Origin of the sequence: Mesorhizobium sp. KACC 23794 (assembly GCF_052180275.1) — a bacterium.
Classification (GTDB): domain Bacteria; phylum Pseudomonadota; class Alphaproteobacteria; order Rhizobiales; family Rhizobiaceae; genus Kumtagia.
The window spans coordinates 5,857,796-5,879,506 of sequence record NZ_CP197465.1 but is presented as its reverse complement, the minus strand read 5'-3'; the positions used below and the strand labels follow the sequence as shown (position 1 = coordinate 5,879,506).

17 protein-coding genes are annotated in these 21,711 nt (G+C 64.1%); 12 read left to right on the top strand and 5 right to left on the bottom strand.

What is annotated here, in order from left to right; translation table 11 throughout:
- Nucleotides 1-57: 57 nt before the first annotated feature.
- Entirely contained in the window at nucleotides 58-1,749 is a 1,692-nt protein-coding gene (locus ACSBOB_RS28610; protein ID WP_442579412.1) for a long-chain-fatty-acid--CoA ligase, read from the bottom strand.
- A 400-nt stretch (nucleotides 1,750-2,149) separates the two neighbouring features.
- On the opposite strand from ACSBOB_RS28610, the gene ACSBOB_RS28605 reads away from it, so the two are divergent.
- The 10 genes from ACSBOB_RS28605 (at nucleotide 2,150) to ACSBOB_RS28560 (ending at nucleotide 14,335) form a co-directional block, all read left to right on the top strand.
- Nucleotides 2,150-3,745 (top strand): ABC transporter substrate-binding protein, encoded by a 1,596-nt coding sequence (locus ACSBOB_RS28605; RefSeq protein ID WP_442579411.1) that lies wholly within the window; start codon nucleotides 2,150-2,152, stop codon nucleotides 3,743-3,745.
- A gap of 48 nt (nucleotides 3,746-3,793) precedes the next feature.
- On the top strand, nucleotides 3,794-4,801 hold the full coding sequence (locus ACSBOB_RS28600) for an ABC transporter permease subunit (protein WP_442579410.1): 1,008 nt from the start codon (nucleotides 3,794-3,796) through the stop codon (nucleotides 4,799-4,801).
- Nucleotide 4,802: 1 nt separating this feature from the next.
- Entirely contained in the window at nucleotides 4,803-5,720 is a 918-nt protein-coding gene (locus ACSBOB_RS28595) for an ABC transporter permease subunit (RefSeq protein ID WP_442579409.1), read from the top strand.
- 31 nt (nucleotides 5,721-5,751) lie between these two features.
- Nucleotides 5,752-6,600, top strand: a complete 849-nt coding sequence (locus tag ACSBOB_RS28590) for an ABC transporter ATP-binding protein (protein ID WP_442579408.1) — start codon at nucleotides 5,752-5,754, stop codon at nucleotides 6,598-6,600.
- Nucleotides 6,600-7,430 (top strand): dipeptide ABC transporter ATP-binding protein, encoded by an 831-nt coding sequence (locus tag ACSBOB_RS28585; protein ID WP_442579407.1) that lies wholly within the window; start codon nucleotides 6,600-6,602, stop codon nucleotides 7,428-7,430. Before ACSBOB_RS28590 ends, ACSBOB_RS28585 begins: the two co-directional genes overlap by 1 nt.
- A 369-nt stretch (nucleotides 7,431-7,799) precedes the next feature.
- Nucleotides 7,800-8,672 carry a DUF2865 domain-containing protein gene (locus ACSBOB_RS28580; protein WP_442579406.1) on the top strand — a complete coding sequence of 291 codons (873 nt, stop codon included), beginning with the start codon at nucleotides 7,800-7,802 and terminating at the stop codon, nucleotides 8,670-8,672.
- 544 nt (nucleotides 8,673-9,216) lie between these two features.
- Nucleotides 9,217-10,809, top strand: coding sequence for a GMC family oxidoreductase (locus tag ACSBOB_RS28575; RefSeq protein WP_442579405.1), 1,593 nt, complete (start codon nucleotides 9,217-9,219; stop codon nucleotides 10,807-10,809).
- A gap of 11 nt (nucleotides 10,810-10,820) precedes the next feature.
- Complete coding sequence (locus tag ACSBOB_RS28570) at nucleotides 10,821-12,263, top strand: amidase (protein WP_442579404.1); 1,443 nt, start codon at nucleotides 10,821-10,823, stop codon at nucleotides 12,261-12,263.
- Nucleotides 12,264-12,453: 190 nt separating this feature from the next.
- Complete coding sequence (locus ACSBOB_RS28565) at nucleotides 12,454-13,488, top strand: NAD-dependent epimerase/dehydratase family protein (protein ID WP_442579403.1); 1,035 nt, start codon at nucleotides 12,454-12,456, stop codon at nucleotides 13,486-13,488.
- A complete protein-coding gene (locus ACSBOB_RS28560) occupies nucleotides 13,475-14,335 on the top strand; it encodes a GNAT family N-acetyltransferase (protein ID WP_442579402.1) in 861 nt (286 codons plus the stop codon). Before ACSBOB_RS28565 ends, ACSBOB_RS28560 begins: the two co-directional genes overlap by 14 nt.
- A gap of 272 nt (nucleotides 14,336-14,607) precedes the next feature.
- Here the strand turns inward: ACSBOB_RS28560 and ACSBOB_RS28555 are convergent, their stop codons facing one another.
- From ACSBOB_RS28555 to ACSBOB_RS28540, 4 genes are read right to left on the bottom strand one after another with little or no spacing between them, the layout of a single operon-like run.
- Nucleotides 14,608-16,095, bottom strand: a complete 1,488-nt coding sequence (locus tag ACSBOB_RS28555; protein ID WP_442579401.1) for a sugar ABC transporter ATP-binding protein — start codon at nucleotides 16,093-16,095, stop codon at nucleotides 14,608-14,610.
- Nucleotides 16,096-16,107: 12 nt separating this feature from the next.
- Nucleotides 16,108-17,178, bottom strand: a complete 1,071-nt coding sequence (locus ACSBOB_RS28550) for a substrate-binding domain-containing protein (protein WP_442579400.1) — start codon at nucleotides 17,176-17,178, stop codon at nucleotides 16,108-16,110.
- A 22-nt stretch (nucleotides 17,179-17,200) separates the two neighbouring features.
- Nucleotides 17,201-18,190, bottom strand: coding sequence for an ABC transporter permease (locus ACSBOB_RS28545; protein WP_442579399.1), 990 nt, complete (start codon nucleotides 18,188-18,190; stop codon nucleotides 17,201-17,203).
- Nucleotides 18,187-19,140 carry an ABC transporter permease gene (locus ACSBOB_RS28540; protein WP_442579398.1) on the bottom strand — a complete coding sequence of 318 codons (954 nt, stop codon included), beginning with the start codon at nucleotides 19,138-19,140 and terminating at the stop codon, nucleotides 18,187-18,189. The genes ACSBOB_RS28545 and ACSBOB_RS28540 overlap by 4 nt, the downstream gene beginning before the upstream one ends.
- 183 nt (nucleotides 19,141-19,323) lie before the next feature.
- Between ACSBOB_RS28540 and ACSBOB_RS28535 the strand changes: the two genes are divergently transcribed.
- Both ACSBOB_RS28535 and ACSBOB_RS28530 read left to right on the top strand, forming a co-directional pair.
- Entirely contained in the window at nucleotides 19,324-20,004 is a 681-nt protein-coding gene (locus ACSBOB_RS28535; RefSeq protein WP_442579397.1) for a TetR family transcriptional regulator, read from the top strand.
- Nucleotides 20,005-20,626: 622 nt separating this feature from the next.
- The gene (locus tag ACSBOB_RS28530; protein ID WP_442579396.1) at nucleotides 20,627-21,688 is read left to right on the top strand and encodes a dihydrodipicolinate synthase family protein; all 1,062 of its coding nucleotides are present in this window, start codon (nucleotides 20,627-20,629) and stop codon (nucleotides 21,686-21,688) included.
- Nucleotides 21,689-21,711 lie beyond the last annotated feature (23 nt).

Sequence of the window (21,711 nt, the reverse complement as noted above, 5' to 3'; positions counted from 1 at the left end):
ATGCTGAACGGCGGTTTAACCGGGCCGCGAGAATGTGCCCCTGTCGCCGGATTCCGCCTATCCCCTCAGCGCCCGCCGCAAGATTTTGCCGACCGGCGTTTTCGGCAGTTCGGTGCGGAATTCGATGTAGCGCGGGCGCTTGTAGCCGGTGAGGTTGTCCTTGCAGAAGTCGCGGATCATGTCCTCGGTCAGCGACGGATCCTTCTTCACCACGAACAGTTTCGGCACCTCGCCGGAATGCTCGTCCGGCACGCCGATGGCGGCGACTTCCAGCACGCCGGGCAGGCGGGCGACCACGTCTTCCAATTCGTTGGGATAGACGTTGAAGCCGGAGACCAGGATCATGTCCTTCTTGCGGTCGACGATCTTGGTGAAACCGCTTTCGTCCATGAAACCCATGTCGCCGGATTTGAAATAATTGTCGGCGGTCATCACCTTGGCGGTCTCGTCGGGCCGGTTCCAGTAGCCAGCCATGACCTGCGGGCCGCGGATGCAGATCTCGCCGACCTGGCCAAGCGGCAGGTCGTTGCCGTCGTCGTCGCGGATGGCGATGTCGGTCGACGGCAGCGGCAGGCCGATGGTGTTGGAGAAGGCTGCGCCGTTGACGCGGTTGGCGGTGGCGACGGGCGAGGTCTCGGAAAGCCCGTAGCCTTCGGTGATGTTGACTTTCGTCACGTCCAGCCAGCGGTCGGCGACGACTTTCTGGACAGCCATGCCGCCGGCAAGCGTCAAGACCATCGCCGAAAAATCGAGCTTCCGGAATTCCTCATTGTTCATCAGTGCATTGAACAGCGTGTTGAGGCCGGGGAAGAAATGATAGGGCTGCTTCTGCAACTCCTTGACGAAGCCCGGTATGTCGCGTGGGTTGGGGATCAGGATGTTGAGCGCCCCCTGCTGCATGCCCATCAGCGCATTCACCGTCAGCGCGAAGATGTGGTAGAGCGGCAGCGCGCAGATGAAGGTGAGGTTTTCGGGTTTTGCCCTAACGCTGTAGGCGTCTTCGACCCAGAGCTTCAACTGCTCGACATTGGACAGAATGTTGCGATGGGTGAGCGTCGCGCCCTTGGCGACGCCGGTCGTGCCGCCCGTATATTGAAGGAAGGCGACGTCGTCGAGACCGACCTTGACCGGCTTCAGCCCGCCGCCGCTTCTCAGCGCCGCGGGGAAGGATGTGTGGCCAGGCAAGGACCAGGCCGGCACCATCTTCTTCACCTTGCGGACGACGAAATTGACGATCAGCCCCTTGAGGCCGAGCAGGTCGCCCATGGTGGCGACGACCACATGCTTGACTGCCGTATGCGCGACAACCGCCTGCAAGGTCGCGGCGAAATTCTCGAGGATGACGATCGCCTCGGCGCCGGAATCCTTCAATTGGTGCTCGAGCTCGCGCGGCGTGTAGAGCGGGTTGACATTCACCACGATATAGCCGGCGCGCAGGATGCCCATCATGGCAACGGGATATTGCAGCACGTTCGGCATCATGACGGCGACGCGCGCGCCTTTGGCGAGGCCTTTCGATTGCAGGAAGGCGCCGAATGCCGCCGATTTTGTTTCCAGATCAGCATAGGTCATCGACTTGCCCATGCAGGCGAAGGCGGCGCGGCCGGAATAGCGCTTGCAGGCGTCGACGAGGAGGTCGCCGATCGAAGCGTCGGCGAGCGGTCCGATTTCAGCCGGCACATTCTGCGGATAGCTTTTCAGCCAGGGTTTCGCGACCGGGACGCCCGTGTCGCTCGATGCTATGGCCAAATTCGTTCCTCCCGTATCGGGCCGCCCCCCACGCTTCCCGGCGCCTGAGGAGATACCGTTCAATTCCACCTATGTATTGTGCCGGCTTTGCCGGTTGCAAGCCTTGCCGCCATGTCCTTCGGCATCCAAGGGGCCTGTCCCGTGGCTACTTGCGGTCCTCATAGGGATGTGTGCCGTCTTTTGCCGACACAGAGGCCGTTCGATCGCAAGTCCATTCTCCGAATATAAGGAAAAGCTCTAAAGGCTTGGAAAGTGCATCCTGGCAACTCAGGTCTTTCGGAAAGCCATTTCCTTCCCAAGGGGAAATCAAGCAGGGTGTTCCAAACCCCGGAAAACGATGCTTATATGCCGCCTTCGCGAGCCTGTTAGAGGGGCTTGGAAGAATAACAGGGAGTAACCAATGTCAAGGAAACTGACTTTCGCGGCCGCGCTTCTGGCGGCGACCGCGCTGACCGGCGTGGCGAACGCCAAGACGCTTGTCTACTGTTCGGAGGCGTCCCCGGCGCATTTCGATCCCGGCCCGCTGACCGGCGGCAACGATTTCGACGCTTCCTCGCACACGATCTACAACCGCCTCGTCGAATTCAAGGACGGCACCACCGACGTCGAGCCGGCGCTCGCCGAAAGCTGGACGGTTTCGGACGATGGCCTGGAGATCACCTTCAAGCTGCGCCCGGGCGTCAAGTTCCAAACCCAGCCCTATTTCACGCCGACGCGCGACTTCAACGCCGATGACGTGATCTTCTCGTTCGAACGGCAGAACAACAAGGACAATCCTTATTACGCCTACCTGCCGAACCTGACCTGGGACTATTTCCAGGGCATGGACATGCCGAAATACATCAAGGCGATCGAGAAGGTCGACGACCTGACCGTGAAGTTTGTGCTCACCGAGGCGAACGCCCCGATGATCGCCAACCTGGGTATGGATTTCGCTTCGATCGTCTCGAAGGAATATGCCGACAAGCTCGCCGCCGAGGGCAAGAAGGAACAGTTCTCGACCCAGCCGGTCGGCACCGGTCCTTTCCAGCTCGTCGATTACCAGCTCGACTCGACCATCCGCTATCAGGCGTTCCCGGAATACTGGGGCGGCAAGCGCAAGATCGATGATCTCATCTTCGCCATCACCACGGACGCCAGCGTTCGTGCGCAGAAGCTGAAGGCGGGCGAATGCGATATCATGCCCTATCCGGCCCCGGCCGACATTGAGGGCCTGAAGGCTGACACCAATCTCAACGTGATGGAGCAGGAAGGCCTGAACATCGGTTACATGTCCTACAACGTCACCGAGCCGCCGTTCGACAACGTCAAGGTCCGCAAGGCCCTGTCGATGGCGATCAACAAGCCGGCGATCATCGACGCCGTCTACCAGGGCGCCGGCCAGGTCGCGAAGAACCTGATCCCGCCGACGATGTGGTCGTACAACAACAGCGTCGTCGACGACACCTATGACGTCGAAGGCGCCAAGAAGCTGCTCGCCGAGGCCGGCGTGACCTCGCTCACCACCGATTTGTGGGCGATGCCGGTGTCGCGTCCTTACAACCCGAACGCACAGCGCGTCGCGGAAATGATCCAGGCGGACTGGAAGGCGATCGGCGTCACCGCCAACATCGTCTCCTACGAGTGGACCGAGTATCGCGAGCGCGGCAAGCAGAAGGACCGCAAGGGACCGTTCCAGATCGGCTGGACCGGCGACAATGGCGATCCGGACAACTTCTTCGCGACGCTCTTCTCCTGCTCGGCCATCGGCGTGTCCAACTACTCGGCCTGGTGCAACAAGGACTTCGAGGACCTGATCCAGAAGGCCAAGACCACCTCCGATCCGGCCGAGCGCACCAAGCTCTACGAGCAGGCCCAGGTGGTGTTCAAGGCCGAGGAGCCGGCTCTGACGCTGGCGCATTCCAAGGTGTTCATGCCGATGAACAAGAAGGTGCAGGGCTATGTCATGAGCCCGCTCGGCAACCACCGCTTCGTCAACGTCGACGTCGCCGAATAAAAGGCAGGCGGCGCCGGGCCTGCCCGGCGCCGCCATCCCTATACCCAGATGCTTTCCTATATCCTCCGCAAGCTGGCGCTGATCATCCCGACCTTCATCGGGATTTCGATCTGCGCGTTCGCCTTCGTTCGCCTTCTGCCTGGCGATCCCATCCTGGCAATGGCCGGCGAACACGGGGTCACGCCCGAGCGCTATGCCGAACTGCGTGAGGCGTTTGGCTACAATCTGCCGATCTGGCAGCAATATCTCAGCTATCTCGGCCAGGTGCTGACCGGCGATTTCGGCGTCTCCGTCGCCACCAAGCGCCCCGTGGTCACGGAATTCTCGGCGCTGTTTCCAGCGACCCTCGAACTGGCGATCGTGGCGCTGATTATATCGGTGCTCATCGGCATCCCCGCCGGCATATTCGCCGCCATCAAGCGCGGATCGTGGTTCGACCAGGCGACGATGGGCGTCGCCCTGACCGGCTATTCCATGCCCATCTTCTGGTGGGGCCTGCTGCTCATCATCTTCTTTTCCGGTTACCTGGGCTGGACCCCGGTTTCGGGCCGCATCGGGCTGCAATATTTCTTCAGGCCGACCACCGGCTTCATGCTGATCGACAGCCTGATCTCCGGCAAGGCCGGCGCGTTCCGCTCCGCGGTCAGCCACCTGATCCTGCCTTCGATCGTGCTGGCGACGATCCCGCTCGCGGTGATCGCGCGGCAGACGCGCTCCGCGATGCTGGAGGTGCTGGGCGAGGACTATGTGCGCACCGCGCGCGCCAAGGGCTTGACGCCGCGCCGCGTCGTCGGCCTGCATGCCTTCCGCAACGCGCTGATCCCCGTCGTGACCACCATCGGTCTCCAGGTTGGCACGCTGATGGCCGGCGCCATCCTGACCGAGACCATCTTTTCATGGCCGGGCATCGGCAAATGGATGATCGAGGCCATCAGCAAGCGCGACTACGTTGTCGTGCAGAGCGGACTGCTGATCATTGCGCTGATCGTCATGGCGGTGAACCTGATCGTCGACGTGCTTTATGCCGTGATCAATCCACGCATCAGGGTGCATTGACATGACCGACCAGACAGCAGGCGAAGCAACCGCCGGCACCGTTCCGACCGGTCCGCGCCAGCGCGCCATCCTCGAATTCTGGCACTATTTCTCCATGAACACCGGCGCGGTCATCGGCCTCGTCGTGTTCGTCGCGCTGGTGCTGGTGGCGATCCTGGCGCCGCTGATCGCGCCGCATCTGCCGGACCAACAATATCGCGACTCGCTGCTGACGCCGCCCGTCTGGCAGGAAGGCGGCAAGTGGACGTTCCTGCTCGGCACCGACGCGGTCGGCCGCGACATGCTCTCGCGGCTGATCTACGGCGCGCGCTATTCGCTGTTCATCGGCTTTGTGGTCGTCATCTTTGCGCTGGTCAGCGGCATCATCCTGGGTGTTCTCGCCGGCTATTTCCGAGGCTGGGTCGACACGGTGATCATGCGCGTCATGGATGTCATCCTGGCCTTCCCGTCGCTGCTGCTGGCTCTCGTTCTGGTTGCGATCCTCGGGCCCGGCCTGTTCAACGCCATGCTGGCGATCGCGCTGGTGCTGCAGCCACATTTCGCGCGGCTGACGCGCGCCGCCGTGATGGCGGAGAAGAACCGCGAATATGTGGTTTCGGCCAAGGTCGCGGGTGCCGGGCATATCCGGCTGATGCTGGTGACGATCCTGCCGAACTGCGTGGCGCCGCTGATCGTTCAGGCGACGCTGTCCTTCTCCAACGCCATCCTGGAGGCCGCGGCGCTGGGCTTCCTGGGCATGGGCGCGCAGCCGCCGACGCCGGAATGGGGCACGATGCTGGCCGCCGCGCGCGAATTCATCCTGCGCGCGCCATGGGTGGTGACCTTCCCGGGTCTCGCCATCTTGATCACGGTGCTTGCCATCAACCTGATCGGCGACGGTCTGCGCGACGCGCTCGATCCCAAGCTGAAGCGCAGCTGATGACGACGCAATCCAGCAATCGGATGCAGATATGCCTCTGCTAGAAATCAAGAACCTCACGGTTTCGTTCGATACGTCGACCGGGCCGTTCATGGCGGTGCAGGGTATCGACCTCTCGGTCGAGCCACGCGAGGTGCTGGCGATCGTCGGCGAGAGCGGCTCCGGCAAATCCGTCTCGATGCTGGCGGTGATGGGGCTCCTGCCGTCCAGCGCGACGGTCAAGGCCGATGTGATGCGATTCAACGGCGTCGACCTGCTCGGGCTCAGCCCGGCCGACCGTCGCAAGATCGTCGGCAAGGATATCTCGATGATCTTCCAAGAGCCGATCGCCAGTCTGAATCCGTGTTTCACCGTCGGCTTCCAGATCGAGGAAGTGCTGCGTTTCCACATGGGCATGGACAAGGCGGCGCGCCGCGCCCGCGCGATCGAGCTGATGACGCTGGTCGGGATCGCGGAGCCGGCAGAGCGGCTGAACTCGTTCCCGCACCAGATGTCGGGCGGCCAGTGCCAGCGCGTGATGATCGCGATCGCCATCGCCTGCAATCCTAAGCTGCTGATCGCCGACGAGCCGACCACGGCGCTGGACGTGACCATCCAGAAGCAGATCCTCGACCTGCTGGTCGGCCTGCAGGCCAAATACGGCATGGGGCTGATCATGATCACCCACAATATGGGCGTCGTCGCCGAAACTGCCGACCGCGTGATCGTGCAGTACAAGGGCCGAAAGATGGAGGAGGCCGACGTGCTTTCCCTGTTCGAGAGTCCAAAGAGCAACTATACGCGCGCCCTGCTCTCGGCGCTGCCGGAGAACGCTGTCGGCGACAGGCTGCCGACCGTCTCCGACATGATGTTCGAACCTGCCATGCCGGGAGCCGCATGATGGCCGAGACGGTTCTCCAGGCAAAGAACATCGTCCGCGACTATCATGTGGGCGGCGGCATGTTCCGCGGCGCGCGCACGGTGCATGCAGTCAAGGGTGTCAGCTTCGCCGTCGAGAAGGGCAAGACCCTGGCGATCGTCGGCGAGAGTGGTTGCGGGAAATCCACGCTCGCCCGCATCATCACGCTGATCGACGCGGCGACCGCCGGCGACCTGTTCATCGACGGCAACAAGGTGGACATCGCCCGCGACGGGCTGTCGAAAGACATGCGCCGCAAGGTGCAGATCGTCTTCCAGAACCCATACGGTTCGCTCAACCCGCGCCAGAAGATCGGCGATATCCTCGGCGAGCCGCTTGTGATCAACACCGGCAAGCCGGCCGACGAGCGCCGCGACCTCGCCATGAAGATGCTGAAGAAGGTCGGGCTGGGACACGAGCACTACAACCGCTATCCGCACATGTTCTCCGGCGGCCAGCGCCAGCGCATCGCCATCGCCCGCACGTTGATGCTCAATCCGAGCCTGCTGGTTCTGGACGAGCCGGTCTCGGCGCTCGACCTTTCGGTGCAGGCGCAGGTGCTGAACCTGCTCGCCGACCTGCAGGACGAGTTCCAGCTCACCTATGTGTTCATCAGCCACGATCTGTCGGTGGTTCGTTATATCGCCGACGACGTGATGGTGATGTATTTCGGCGAGGCGGTCGAATATGGCAGCCGCGACGCCGTGTTCTCCAACCCTCAGCACAACTATACGAAGACGCTGTTCGCGGCGACGCCGCGCGCCGATGTCGAGAGCATCAAGGCAAGGCTGGCCCGCAAGAAAGCCGCTTGAGCGACGGTTTTTCCGGACGCGGAGCCTCCACCGCGTCGGGTGTGGAAACGGCTCCGCGGCGGCGGGGAGCCGCCTGCGGCATCGCCGACAATCACATTTTTGAGATTTCGGCGCGGCCGTACCGAGGTGAATCCGGCGTAATGGCTTGATTGCCTTGATGACCGGCGTTTTAACCCTATTTGCGGGCTGGAAGGCGAAGCAATTGACCTTTTCCGGGGTTGCTGCCAATGGCTTGAGGCGCGTTTCCATAGCAATCTTGGGTGGAATGGCATGGTGCGTGGGAGATTTTTCGAGAGCGCTGGCGTGCAAGGCCTGCCGATGGGGCAGAGTGGCCGCCGTGTGCCGTGGCAGTCGGGCTTGAAAACTTTGTTGAATGGCTTGACGTCCCGCCTCGGTGTCGTGGTTCTCCTGCTGGCGGTGTTCGCCACATCCGCCTATGCCCAAAGCTGTTCCGACCTGTTGCGGATGGCGGCGCGAGGCGGTGGCGGCACGTCCGAGACCGCAGCGCTGAGCAGGCAGCTTGTCGCCTTGCAGGCGCTTGAACGCAAACGCCAATGCGCGGGCAAGAGCCGAGGCGGCTTCTTCGATCCCTGCGCCGATCTGCAGAACCGCAAGGCCGAGGTCCAGCGGCAACTGGCGAAGGCGCAGGGCGGCGGCGCCGCTGTTTGGCGCGCACGGGCGGCGGCGATGGGATGCCAAGTCGAAAAGCGCCGGGCGACGACCGTGGCGAAGCGCCAGCCGTCGGGGCCGTATGTCGGCAGCAACGCCATGCTCTATTGCGTGCGCATGAGCGACGGCTATTTCTTCCCTGTACCAGGCGCGCAGTTTGTGGACTCCAGCGACTACAAGGATACGGTCGACCAATGCGGCTACATCTGCAAGGGCAGCGAGACTTCGGTCTATCGCCTCGACGATGCGGCGCTGGAGACCGAGGAGATGGTGTCGGTGGAGACAGGCAAGGCCTACAAGGAACTGCCGACCGCCTTCGCCTACCGGGAAAGCGTAAACTTCCAGGGCTGTGATTTCCCGAGCTATTATCGCCGGGTCGAGGAGGCGCGGTCGCGGACGGTGACGCCGTCTGACATGAAGAATGCGCTGATACCGTTGCCGAAGCAGCGGCCCGAAGACACTCCGCCCCTGATGGCGCTGAGCGAGGAAAAGCCGCAATCGCCGGCTCTCGCCAAGATGCCGGACGACCGGCCGGTGCGGGTGGTCGGGCCGAATTTCTTCCCTGAACAATAGCAGCACGGCCATTTTGGCGTGGCGCGATTTTCCTGCCGGGGCCGCCCCCGGCAGCCTTCCGGAGTTGCATGAAGTCCGGAATATCAAGGCAATCCAATAGGATGGCGTGGCTGGCGCTCGAGAATCGCGCAGTATCGTTCACGCGGCGCCGATTTTTGCCGGTCGATCGGCCTTTTTGGGGGCGTTCCGGCTGACAGAGCGATCATTTTGATTGTTGCTGGGGTGACCCGATCCGCCGGTTTTCGTCGACCGGTCTATGGTTGAGGCAGCCAACGAAATCTTCCGAAAATCCGCCGTTCGAAAGCGGATCGCAGAGTCGGACCGCTCGATCATTATGGTTTCTTATATATAACGACCGCTCGGGAAGGTTCGCCCAAATGAATTAAACCAACCAGTTGGTTGACAATTGCTGCAGGCCGCCTAGTATTCGCGATACAGGTTGCGCCGGGCTCCTATCGATGTCCCTATCCATATCCGATTCAGTTGTTTTGTCGCTTGGCCGGACAAACGCCGGCAAACGGCCGAGCATCGGCGGTGGGAAGACATGACAGGCGGTTTCGACATCATCATCGTGGGCGCGGGGGCGGCGGGCTGCGTGCTCGCAAACCGGCTGAGCGCCGATCCGGGTCGAAATGTGCTGCTGCTCGAGGCAGGCCCGGCGGGAATGCCGGTCGGCGCGAGAATGCCGGGCGCCTGGATCGGCCTGATCGACACCGAATACGATTGGAAATACCACACCGTGCCGCAGGCGCGCTGTTTCGGTCGCCGCATCGCCTGGCCGCGCGGCCGGCTGCTCGGCGGATCGGGCTCGACCAACGCGCTGGTCTATATGCGCGGGTCGCCTTCGGACTACGACCGCTGGCGCGGCAAGGGCTGCGCCGGCTGGGGTTTTGACGATGTGCTGCCCTGGTTCCGCAAGTCGGAGAACAACCCTCGGCTTGCCGGCTCGCCGATGCATGGCGATACCGGCGAGTTGCTGGTGGTCGACGTGCCCAATCACGATCCGGCTGAAAAGCTCTGGGTCGAGGCGGCGAAGGAATTCGGGCTGCCTTTCAATGACGACTTCAACAGCGGCGATCAATATGGTTGCGGCTTCTTCCAGGTTTTCATGAAGGATGGCGAGCGTTGCGGCCCGGCTACCGCATTCCTCGATCCCGCGTTGTCGCGGCCGAACCTGACGGTAATCACTTCCGCGACGGCGACGAAAATCCTGATCGACAAGGGCAGGGCGCGCGGCGTCGAATATCTGCATTTCGGCAAGGTCGAGACGGCTTATGCGGACGGCGACGTGGTGCTGGCCGGCGGCACGGTGAACAGCCCGCACCTGTTGCTGCTGTCCGGCGTCGGTCCTGCAGACGCGTTGAAGGCGCAGGGCGTGGCGCCGGTGCACGACCTGCCCGGTGTCGGCCGATCCATGCAGGACCATCTCAACGTCGTCGTCACCTTTTCGACGCGTGAAAAATTCGGCATCGGCGGCATCAGCGAGGCGGAATGGGCAGAGGCGGCCGGGGAATGGGGTGACCGGCGCACCGGCGCTCTGGCCAATCCCTGGTCGACCAGCGGCGGCCAGGCGAAATCGCGGCCGGATCTCGCCGAGCCGGACCTCCAGATCTACGGCATCGCGACGCCGCACCGCGACCATGCGCGCTACATGTCGATCGTGCCGGGCATCTCGATGTTCACCGTGCTGCAGCGGCCGAAGAGTGTTGGCACGCTGACGCTTCGTTCCGCCGATCCGCTCATGCATCCGGCGATCGATCCGAAATACCTGTCCGATCCCGAAGGAGAGGATTTGCGAACATTGGTCGACGCGGTCGGGCTAAGCCGCGGCATCGCGGCGACCAAAACGCTGGCCAAGCTTGGGTTGACGGAAATGTCGCCGTCGGCGGACGCGCTGAGCCGCGAGGAGATCGCCGCCTTCGTGCGTGCCCAGTGCCAATCGATCTATCATCCGACCAGCACCTGCCGGATGGGAGTGGACCACGAGGCGGTGGTCGATCCGGCCAGGCTCAAGGTGCACGGCCTGGAGGGCTTGCGTGTCTGCGATGCTTCCGTCTTCCCTGACGTGGTCGCCAGCAACATCATGGCGACCGTGATGATGATCGCCGAACGCGGCGCGGAATTTTTAAGGAAGTGAGGGAGGAAGAATTGGCCGAAGTTACTGAAAGCCTGTTGCGCACCTATGCCGAGTCTGACGGGCTGGGGCTCGCCGAACTGGTGCACAAGAAGGAAGTGTCGCCGCTGGAACTGGTGGAGGCGGCGGTCGTCACCATCGAGAAGCTGAACCCGACGCTGAACGCCGTGATCCACAAGCACTACGACATGGCGCGCGAGGCGGCGGCCGGCGTGGCCGGCGATGCGCCTTTCGCCGGCGTTCCTTATCTGCTCAAGGAACTGGCGACTTCCTGGAAGGGTTCGCCCAACACCAATTCGTCCTATTACCTCAAGGACGTGGTGTCCGACTTCGATGCCGAAGTGGTGACCCGCATCAAGAAGGCGGGTTTCCTGCTGGTCGGCAAGTCGAACGCGCCGGAAAATGGCTGGTCGATCTCGACCGAGCCGAAACTATACGGCGCGACGGTCAATCCATGGCGCGCCGACCTGACGGCGGGCGGTTCCAGCGGCGGGTCCTGCGCGGCGGTCGCGGCCCGCATGGTGCCGGTGGCCGAGTCCAGCGATGCGGCGGGTTCGATCCGCGTGCCGGCGTCCTGTTGCGGCGTTCTCGGGTTAAAACCGTCGCGCGGCCGCATCACCATGGCGCCTTATGCAGACGTGTGGCACGGCGGCGCGTATTTTCTCGCCAACACCCGCACCGTGCGCGACACCGCCGCCTATCTCGACGCGGTCGCCGGCGCGCTGCCGGGCGACGCCTACCAGCCGCCAGTGCCCGACAAAAGCTGGCTTGAGCTGTCGAAGCGGGCGCCGGCGAAGCTGCGCATCGGCTATTCGGTGACGCCGCCGGACGGGCGGCCGATCGACCCGGAGGTCAGGCAGGCCGTTCTGGATACCGCGAAGAAGCTGGAAGGGCTTGGCCACAGCGTCGAGGAACACAATATGGCGCTCGACGCCGACAATGCCTGGAAGACCTACACGCATATGAGCTGTGTCCAGACTGCGGCGATCTTCGACTGGCTTTCGGCGGTGGTGGGGCGGCCTGCGACGGCGGACGACGTCGAACCGATCACCTGGGCGATCATCGAGCGTGGCCGCGCCACCAGCGGCATAAGGCATATTTCGGACGTCGAGGCGGTGCGCCAGATGGGCCGCGCGATCGCGCTCGATATCAACGACTACGACATCTTCCTCACGCCGACGCTGACGCACCTGCCGCGCCCTGTCGGCTTCTACGACATGTCGATGACCGATCTGGATGCCTACAACGATCTGTGGACCGATGGGGTGTTCATGTTTCCGTTCAACATGTCCGGCCAGCCGGCCATGTCGATCCCGGTGGGGCAATCGAAGAGCGGCGTGCCGATCGGCGTGCAGGCGGTCGGCCGCTACGGTGACGAGGCGACGATTTTGGCGCTGGCGACGGTGCTGGAGCAGGAGATGCCGTGGGCGGGGCGGAAGCCGGCGGTTTCGGCGTGATGTTTGGCTCGCGCCCCCTCCACCATGCTTCGCATGGTCCCCCTCCCCCGCTTCGCAGGGGAGGATCCGCAACGCCGCAGCCGGCACGCCTTGGATCCTCCCCAGTTTACGGGGGAGGGGGACCACGCGAAGCGTGGTGGAGGGGGCGTCTGGGCCACCAAGAACAAGACAGGAAACGTCAGAGCAGCCCATGTCGCCCATAGACCCGATGCCGAAATCCTTCGACGGCGAGGCGCTTCTCGACGAGTTCATGTCGGCGCCGTCGCCGGAACTGGTGCGCGATCTGGAAGCCCTGCCGGGCGATATTCTGATCCTCGGCGTCGGCGGCAAGATGGGGCCGACGCTGGCGCGCATGGCCAAGCGCGCGGCGCCTTCGAAGCGCGTCGTCGCGGTGGCGAGGTTCAACTCGCCAGGTCTGCGCGAGGAGCTTGAGGAGAATGGCATCGAGACGATCGCCTGCGACCTGCTCGACGCGGAGGCGGTGAAAAAACTGCCTCGACTTGAGAATGTCGTGTTCATGGCTGGCTTCAAGTTCGGGGCGCAGGCCGACCCCGGCCAGACCTGGGCGATGAACGTGCAGGTGCCGGCGACCGTCGCCGACATTTTTCGGACCTCGCGCATCGTCGCCTTCTCGACCGGTTGCGTCTATCCTTTCGCCACCGTGCGCGAGGGCGGCAGCACCGAGGACGTGCCGCCGAACCCGCCCGGCGAATATGCGATCACCTGTCTCGGGCGCGAGCGCATGTTCGAAAATTATTCGAAGGTCCACGGCACGCCGGGCGTGCTGTTCCGCCTTAACTATGCGATCGACCTGCGTTACGGCGTGCTGCACGATATCGCGAAGAATATCCTCGACGGCAAGCCGATCGACGTGTCGATGGGCCATGTCAACATAATCTGGCAGGGCGATGCCTGCTCGCAGGCGCTGCGCTGCCTGGCGCATTGCGTCACGCCGCCGATGCCGATCAATGTCAGCGGGCCGGAGATCCTGCCAGTGCGCTGGCTGGCGGCCGAACTCGGCAAGCGGCTGGGCAAGGCGCCGGAAATCCTCGGCGCGGAAGCGGATCGCTCCTGGCTGACCAACACGGCGCGCGCCGCGCAGTTCTTCGGCTATCCGAAAGTGCCGGTGGCGACGATGATGGACTGGGTGGCGGACTGGCAGCTTGCCGGCCGTCGCAGCCTCGGCAAGCCGACAAAATTCGAGGTGAGAAGTGGCGCCTATTGAGGAGGCAGCTGACGCCCTCCTCGGCCATGCCGACATAGCCGACGCGCTGCTGCTTTCCGACGAGGCGCGCTGGAACCAGACGGCGGCCGACTGGGCCGTGTTCGTCGATCATGGCGAGGTTTTTGGCGTCCGCGCCGGCGGGCGGCTGGTGGCGACGGCGGCGATCCTGCCTTACGGCGGCTTCGGCTGGGTGTCGATGGTGCTGGTGACGGCCGACTGGCGGCGGCGAGGGCTGGCGTCGCGGCTGATGAACCGCTGCATCGCGGCGCTGAGGGCGCGCGGCTGTGCCGCGCTGCTGGATGCGACGCCGGAAGGAGCGCTGGTCTACGGCCAGCTCGGTTTCCGCAGCCAGTGCGGCATGGCGCGCTGGCGGGGGATGGGTTTGGGCGGGGTGTCCGGCCAATCCGTCACAAAGAAAGCCGTAAGCGATGGGTTACGGGAAGCAATCGCCGCCACCGACCGCGTCGATATTCTGGCGCGGGACGGACAGATCTTCGGCGGAGATCGTGGGTTCCTGCTGGAGAATTTCCTCGGCCGGCCTGGCACGGTGGCGATTGGAGAGGGTGGGAGTTTTGTGATCACGCGCCAAGGCCGGCGCGCCACCCAGATCGGGCCGCTCATCGCCGGTTCCGACGCCGAGGCGCGAAACCTGCTGGAGGCGGCGCTTGCGATGATATCCGGACCGGTCATTCTCGATGTGCTCGACGCCGGGGCAGGGCTGAACCCGGTTCTCGAAAAGCACGGCTTCGATGCGTTCCGAGGTTTTGAGCGCATGGTGCTCGGCCGCAATGGATTGCCAAGCCAGCCCGCGGCGCTGATGGTCGCCGCCGGGCCGGAATTTGGGTAAGAGTACGATTTTGTTGGCGGAATCGCCAAGCTGGAACACCCCTCATCCGCCTTCGCTTCGCTCAGGCACCTTCTCCCACAAGGGGAGAAGGTGGAGTTTCGCGCATGCGTGTCGGCCAATCGTCGACGTTGGAGATTTGCAGAAGCGGAAATGCTGTGCTCCCCCTTCTCCCCGTGTGCGAGAAGGTGCCTGAGCGAAGCGAAGGCGGATGAGGGGTGTTCCAGCTTGGCAATCTACCGAATGAGCGGCTGCCATCTGGACGGACACGCAATCTATACAGCCGCCGCCTTGCCCGCTCCCGTCGCTGCGACCAGCAGAGCGTGCTCGTCGAGCCCGGCATTGTCTAGCACCGCCGAGACGCCGCCGTGGCGCACGATGGCGATGCGGTGGCTCAGCGCCAAAACTTCGTTGAGTTCGGAGGAGATGAGGATGATCGCCACGCCTTCGGCCGAGAGGCGGCGGAGCACGGCGTAGATTTCCTGCCGGGCACCGACATCGACGCCGCGGGTGGGCTCGTCGCAGATCAGCACTTTTGGACGGGCGAGCAAGGCGCGGGCGAACAGCACTTTCTGCTGGTTGCCGCCGGACAGCGCGCCGATCGGCGTGTCGAGCGACGCGGCGACGAGGCGAAGGCCGCGCAGGATTTCGCCGGCTTCGGCGCGCTCCCGGCCGAGCCGCAGGAAGCCGCCGAGCGAGAAACGGCCGAGGGAGGCGGCCGTGGCGTTGCCGGTGATGGCCAGCGGCCCGAAAATGCCGTCGCGCTTGCGGTCCTCGGTCATGTAGACGATGCCGGCCGCCAGCACTTTCGCGGGATCGTCCGGCAGCGGGGCGCCGTCGAGATCGGCGGAGAAACCGCCGCGACGGCGCAGGCCGGCGATGCGGTGGGCGATCGACGTGCGGCCGGCGCCGACCAGCCCGGCGAGCCCGAAAATCTCGCCCTGGCGGATGTCGATCGGGGCGCCGTCCTCGCCAAGGCCGCGCAAGCCGAGCACGGTTTTCGCCCGGCCTGCCAGCGGCGCGGGGGCGATGCTGGCGGAAACCTCGCGGCCGGTCATCAACCGGATCAGTTCGCCCGACGTCAGGCCGGCCTTGTCGCGGCTGGCGACCAGCGCACCGTCGCGCATCACCGACACGCGGTCGGCGATCTCGAAGATCTCTTCCAGCCGGTGCGAGATGTAGAGGATGAGCAGGCCTTTTTCGCGCAGGGTGCGGATGACGGCGAACAGTTTCGCCTGTTCGGCGATCGACAGCACGGCGGTGGGTTCGTCGAGGATGAGGATACGGGCGTCGGTGGCCAGCGCCCGCGCCAGTTCGACCAGTTGCCGGTCGGCGACGCCGAGAGTGCCGACCGGAGCGTCCGGTGAGAGGGCGATGCCGTAGCGGTCGAGCAATTCGGCGGCGGCGCTTAATGCGGCGCGGCGGTCGACGACCCCCAAACGCCCCTTGAATTCGCGGCCGAGAAAAATGTTGTCGGCGACGGTGAGTTCCGGGATCGAGCTGAATTCCTGGTAGACGATGGCGACGCCGGCATTGCGCGCGTCGGCAGGTGAGGCGAAGGCGACCGGTTGGCCGGCGATGGCAATCGTGCCCGACGTCGGGTGGATGGTGCCCGACAGGATGTTCATCAGCGTGGATTTGCCGGCGCCGTTGGCGCCGCAGACGGCATGGACCTCGCCGCTTTCGGCGGCGAAGTCCACATGGTCGAGCGCCAGCACGCCGGGGAACCGGCGTGTCAGTGCGTGGGTTTGGAGCAGCGGCACGAAGAGATCTGCTTACTGCGGCAGAAATTCCTTCGGCAGGTCGGTCTTGAACCAGTCGTCGGGACGGTCCGGCTCGTTCAGCTTGGCGGCTTCGGCCGGGTCGAGGTAGCGCGTTGGTACGACGACGGCGGTGGTGGTCGGCTTGCCGGTCAAAATGTTCACCGCCTGCTTGACGGCCTCGCGCCCGACTTCCAGGCCGCTGGTGACCGAGCCCCACTTGCCTTCCTTGGCGACGAGTTTTGTCCAGCCGTTGTAGTCGTCGCCGGGAGACAAGGTCAGCTCGCCGAGCCGGCCTGCCTCGTCGAAAGCCTCGTAGATGCCCATCGACATCTGGCCAGCGGGCGAGAAGGCGCCGTCGATCTCGGGAAAACGCTGCAACAGGTTTTCCGTCAATTGCTTGGCCTTGGCGCGGTCCCAGTCGCCATATTCGCTACTGATCAGCTCCATGTCGGGATAGTTCTTCAGCACGTCCTGCAGCACCGCGAGCTGCACGACGGCGGCGGACGAGCCGGCGATTGGCAGCATGGCGAACACTTTTCCCTTGCCGTTCAGCGACTTGGCGAATTCGGTCGCCACCTGCTCGCTGTAGGTCCACTGGTTGACGTAAGCGTTGGAGGTAACAGCGGGATCGCGCATGAAGTTGTAGCCGATGTTTATCGTGGCCACGCCCTTGTCGTGCGCCTTCTGCAGCGCCGGCAGGATGGCCTTTTCGTCGACCGGCCAGAACAGGATGGCGTCGACGCCGCTGGTCAGCAGATCCTCGATGTCGGCGGCCTGCTTGGTCGGGTTGAAGGCGGCGTCGGTGACTTTCACCTCCTTGATCTCGGGATGCAGCGAGGCCTCGTACTTCACCGACTGCGCGGTGAAGTTGATCCAGGCGTTGCTGAGGTAGCCGGCCGACAGGCCGATCTTCAGGTCGCCCTCCTTCTTGTATTTGGAGGTGTCGAGAGGCTCCTTGGCCCAGGTCATGATCTGGTCGTAGGTTTCCTTCTTGGTCAGGTCCATGTCCTGCGCGACCGAGGCTCCGGTGGTGAAGGCGCCGATCATCGCGGCTGCGATGACGGGTCTGAGATAGTGACGCATTTTTTAACTCCCCTGCTGGTTGCTATTCCCGACTGCGACCACCGCTGCGGCTGCCGATCCACGAATGAGCGGCCGAGGCGGCGATGATGATGAGGCCTTTTATGGTGAGCTGTGCAGCGAAGGGCAGCCCGGCGACATTGGCGAGGTTCAGCGCGATGAACAGCACCATGACGCCGGCAAAGGTGCCGCCGACGCTGCCGCGGCCGCCGGCGAAGGTGGTGCCGCCGAGCACGACGGCGGCCAGAACGTCGAACTCCATGCCGGCGCCGGGATTGGTACCCGACACGCCGGTTCGCGCCAGCAGCGCCAGTCCGCCGAGGCCGGCGAACAGACCTGAGACGATGTAGGCGATGACGGTGATGCGGGCGGCCGGCAGGCCGGCCATCCGTGCCGCGTCGGGATTGGCTCCGACGAGATAGACGCCGCGCCCGAAACGGGTGCGTGACTGCAGGAAGATGCCGATGGCGACCGCGCCAAGCAGGCAGATGACGAGCACCGGCAGGACGCCACCGAAGATGCGGCTGTTCAACGCCTCGCGGAAACCCGGCGAGACGATGCCGCGCGCTGTGCCGCCTGTGCCCATCTGCACCAGGCCATAGACGACGATCGACATGCCGAGCGTGACGATGAAGGCCGACACTTTTCCGTGGGCGATGACGAGGCCGTTGGCGAGGCCAATCGCGGCGCCGCAGGCGCTGGCGGCCGCGATGCCCAGCCACAGATTCTCCGGCTTGCCGTCCATGACCAGCGCGCAGACCACGGCGCTCATCGACACGATCGCACCAACCGAGAGGTCGACGCCGCGCAGCAGCATGACGAAGGTGACACCGACGGCGGTGATACCGACAGGTGCTGCCTGGCGTACCAGATTGGTGAGGTAGTTCAGCTTGAAGAAGGCGTCGGAGGCGAGGCCGGCAAGCAGCAGAAGCGCCGCCAGCACGATCCACACCGCCGCCTTTTCCAGCGAGGGCAGGCGCATGCCCCGGGGCAGCGGCGAGGCCACGGCGCTCATGCCGGCTGCGCCACCCGGCCAGGCCGGTCGGCGAGGATGGCGACGATGACGATCAGGCCCTTGACCACGATCTGGGTGAAGGCTGGCACCTGCAACAGGTTGAGCAGATTGTTGAGCACGCCGAGAAACAGCACGGCGCCGAGGATACCGGCGACACTGACGCGCCCACCCTTGAGAGGCGTGCCCCCCAGCACCACCGCGACGATGGCGTCGAGCTCGAGCCCGTTGCCGGCATTGGGAAAGCCGGTGCCGAGGCGCCCGGCGACGAGCAGCGCGGCGACGCCGGCGCACAGGCCCGAGACCAGATAGGCGGTTCGGGTCAGGCCGTGCAGGTTCAGCCCGGCCTTGCGGGCGGAGTCGGCGCTGTTGCCCATGGCGAGCAGGTGCCAGCCGAAGATCGAGCGCTGCAATCCGTACCAGGCTGCGACGGCGACCAGAGCAACGAGGAATAGCGAGACCGGAACGCCGAGCACACGACCATTGGCGAGGAAGGCAATCGACGGCGCCACCTGGCCGATGCTGCGGTCGGTGAGCATGAAGATGACACCTTGCAGCACGCTGAGCATGCCGAAGGTGAGGATCAGAGGCGACATGCGCAGGCGGTTGATCAACTCGCCATTGAGCAGGCCGATCAGCGCGGCGAGCGTAAGGCAACCGATGACGACCGCGAGACCCATGCCGGGGAACGCCTCGAACATCATGCAGGCGACGACGGTGACCAATCCGACAAGCTGGCCGACGGAAAGGTCGATCATGCCGCCGGCGATCACGAAGGCCTGGCCGAGCGCCAGGATGGCGAGCGTCGCCGACTGGTCGAGCACGTTGGCGAGGTTGGAGGCGGTGCGGAACTGAGGCACGGAGACGACGCCGACCAGCACGAGCGCGGCCAGCGCCCAGTAGATGCGGGGCAGTCTTTGATGAACCGGGGCGCGGATGGCCGGAGGCCGCATTTGCTTTCTGTCCCGAAAGTAACTAAATAGTTGGTTATCACGGATGTGGATGACCGGTCAATATACGCTGCGCGCACTGGACAACGCCTTGCAATAGCTGGATTGTCCCGGAAGGGGAGGGATAGTCAGCCATCCGCTGGGTCGCAAGATACCACGGAAAAGCACGGACGGGAGGGACAACCCATGGCTGGACATCCGACACGCGCGGTTATCGAGAAGGCGGGGAGGACGACCGAGGCTCGTCAGCCCAGGCCGCGCGACTCTGCGGCGACCCGCGCTTCGCTGCTGGCGATGGCGATCAGCGAATTCGCCGACAAGGGTTTTGCCGGCGCGCGGGTCGACGAGATCGCCAATCGCGCCGGCGTCAACAAGCAGTTGCTCTACCACCATTTCGGCAACAAGGACGACCTCTACCGGGTCGCGCTGGAGACCGTCTATTCCGAGATCCGCGAGAAGGAGAAGGCGCTGCATCTCGGCGACCTGTCGCCGCTGGAGGCGATGCGGACGCTGATCGGCTATTCATTCGATTATCTCGTCGACCACCCGGAATTCATCAAGCTTGTCAGTGACGAGAACGCCCAGGGCGCGCCGCATGCGGCGAAGTCCGAGGAATTGACGGAAATGCACTGGCCGCTGGTGGAACTGCTGCGCGAGACGCTGAAACGCGGCGCGGCGCAAGGCGTTTTCCGCGACGACATGGACCCGGTCAACGTCTACATCTCGATCGCCGGCATCTCGTATTTCTACTTTTCCAACAATCCGACCCTGTCGGCGATCTTCGGCAAGAAACTGAACACGCCGGAGGCGATCGCGGAGCGGCGGGTGCATGTGATCGAGTTCGCGCTGGCGGCGCTACGAGCCTGACTACGGGTGTCATGCAGGTATTCGATTCGCCGCCCCTCACTGTCCTGCCGGATCACTCCCCGTTTTTCATATATCGCGTTCAATATCTCTAGATGTCATGGACAGAAGTTAAACCTGTCGATCACCTTGACCGCCCCTGGTTTCCGCAATGGCGAGGCGTGGATTCCCGACACTCTCCGCTCCCTTCGGTCGCTCACGAGGTCGAGAATGACGACAGTGACTGTTTGCTTCGGCTAATCTCCAACGTTGGCGACTGGCGGAAACGCAGATGGCTGTCGTCATTCTCGACCTCGTGAGCGACCGCAGGGAGCGGAGAGTGTCGGGAATCCATGCCTCGCCCTCGATGATATCAAAGTCCCAACAGAGTTTGTCGCGGTAGCGGCTTGAGCCACTTTGATCCAATGTCGAGTCGTCTCTCGCCCGCGTGCGCGGAGAGATTTCTTGCAAATGGGGTGAGCAGCGGCGGCCTAAAAATGAGCCTCGACTTGGAGAGCCTTCCTAAGAAACCAACTGGTTGGTTGACTGTGGGAGTGATTATGCTACGGTCCGCTTGACCATGCTGTGGCCCGATTGCCGGACCGCGACGGAGCGTAGCGACTCACACTGGAGCGACAGAGCAGAGATGGGGCTTCACCGCAGCGAACTGCCAGCCAATGTGAGCAGCCTGCTTCGCGCAGGGACCGTTATCCCCGCCCAGCCGCTGGCGCTCGATGCCGGGCGGCGGTTCGATCCGAGGCGCCAGCGGGCGCTGACACGCTATTATGTCGATGCCGGCGCCGGCGGGCTGGCGGTCGGCGTGCATACGACGCAATTCGAGATCCGCGACGTCGGCCTCCATGAGCCGGTGCTGTCGCTGGCGATGCAGGCGGCGCGCGAATGGACCGGACGTCCGCTGGTGATGATCGCCGGCGTCGTTGGCCCGACAGAGCAGGCGGTTCGCGAGGCGCGCATCGCCGTTGGCCTTGGCTATCACGCCGGACTGCTCAGCCTCGCCGCTTTCAAGGGCCGCAGCGAAGACGACATCATCGCGCATTGCAGGCGCGTGGCCGACGAGATCCCGCTGGTTGGCTTCTACCTTCAGCCGGCGGTGGGCGGGCTTCCGCTCGATGCGAATTTCTGGAAGCGCTTCTGCGAGATCGACAATGTGGTGGCGATCAAGGCGGCCCCCTTCAACCGCTACCGCACAATCGACGTGGTGCGCGGCCTTGTCGAGGCGCGGGCGGAGGATCGCATCACGCTTTACACCGGCAATGACGACCATATCGTGCTCGACCTTGCCGTCCCGTTTCCGGTCATGCGCGACGGAGAGGCGGTGACGGTCCGATTTCGCGGCGGGCTTCTCGGCCACTGGTCGGTATGGACGCGCGGCGCGGTGCAACTGCTCGACCGGATCAAGGCGGCGGTCGCGGCGGGCGCGGTGCCCGACGCGCTTCTGGCGCTCGACGCCCGCGTCACCGATTGCAATGCCGCCTTCTTCGACGTCGCCAACGATTTCCACGGCTGCATCGCCGGTTGCCACGAGGTGCTGCGCCGGCAAGGGCTGCTGGAAGGCATCTGGTGCCTCAATCCGGAGGAGGGACTGAGCCCCGGACAGGCGGCGGAGATCGACCGGATATGCCGGGTTCACAGCGATCTGGCGGATGATGATTTCGTGAAGGCAAATCTGGAGCGGTGGCTGGGATGACGATGAGTGGCGGCGCGGCACCG

Excerpts from the sequence above, each read along its gene's own strand:
- ACSBOB_RS28605 (WP_442579411.1), top strand. The coding sequence starts at position 2,150 with ATGTCAAGGAAACTGACTTTCGCGGCCGCGCTTCTGGCGGCGACCGCG.
- ACSBOB_RS28600 (WP_442579410.1), top strand. The coding sequence starts at position 3,794 with ATGCTTTCCTATATCCTCCGCAAGCTGGCGCTGATCATCCCGACCTTC.
- ACSBOB_RS28595 (WP_442579409.1), top strand. The coding sequence starts at position 4,803 with ATGACCGACCAGACAGCAGGCGAAGCAACCGCCGGCACCGTTCCGACC.
- ACSBOB_RS28590 (WP_442579408.1), top strand. The coding sequence starts at position 5,752 with ATGCCTCTGCTAGAAATCAAGAACCTCACGGTTTCGTTCGATACGTCG.
- ACSBOB_RS28585 (WP_442579407.1), top strand. The coding sequence starts at position 6,600 with ATGGCCGAGACGGTTCTCCAGGCAAAGAACATCGTCCGCGACTATCAT.
- ACSBOB_RS28575 (WP_442579405.1), top strand. The coding sequence starts at position 9,217 with ATGACAGGCGGTTTCGACATCATCATCGTGGGCGCGGGGGCGGCGGGC.
- ACSBOB_RS28565 (WP_442579403.1), top strand. The coding sequence starts at position 12,454 with ATGTCGCCCATAGACCCGATGCCGAAATCCTTCGACGGCGAGGCGCTT.
- ACSBOB_RS28550 (WP_442579400.1), bottom strand. The coding sequence starts at position 17,178 with ATGCGTCACTATCTCAGACCCGTCATCGCAGCCGCGATGATCGGCGCC.
- ACSBOB_RS28545 (WP_442579399.1), bottom strand. The coding sequence starts at position 18,190 with ATGAGCGCCGTGGCCTCGCCGCTGCCCCGGGGCATGCGCCTGCCCTCG.
- ACSBOB_RS28540 (WP_442579398.1), bottom strand. The coding sequence starts at position 19,140 with ATGCGGCCTCCGGCCATCCGCGCCCCGGTTCATCAAAGACTGCCCCGC.
- ACSBOB_RS28535 (WP_442579397.1), top strand. The coding sequence starts at position 19,324 with ATGGCTGGACATCCGACACGCGCGGTTATCGAGAAGGCGGGGAGGACG.
- ACSBOB_RS28530 (WP_442579396.1), top strand. The coding sequence starts at position 20,627 with ATGGGGCTTCACCGCAGCGAACTGCCAGCCAATGTGAGCAGCCTGCTT.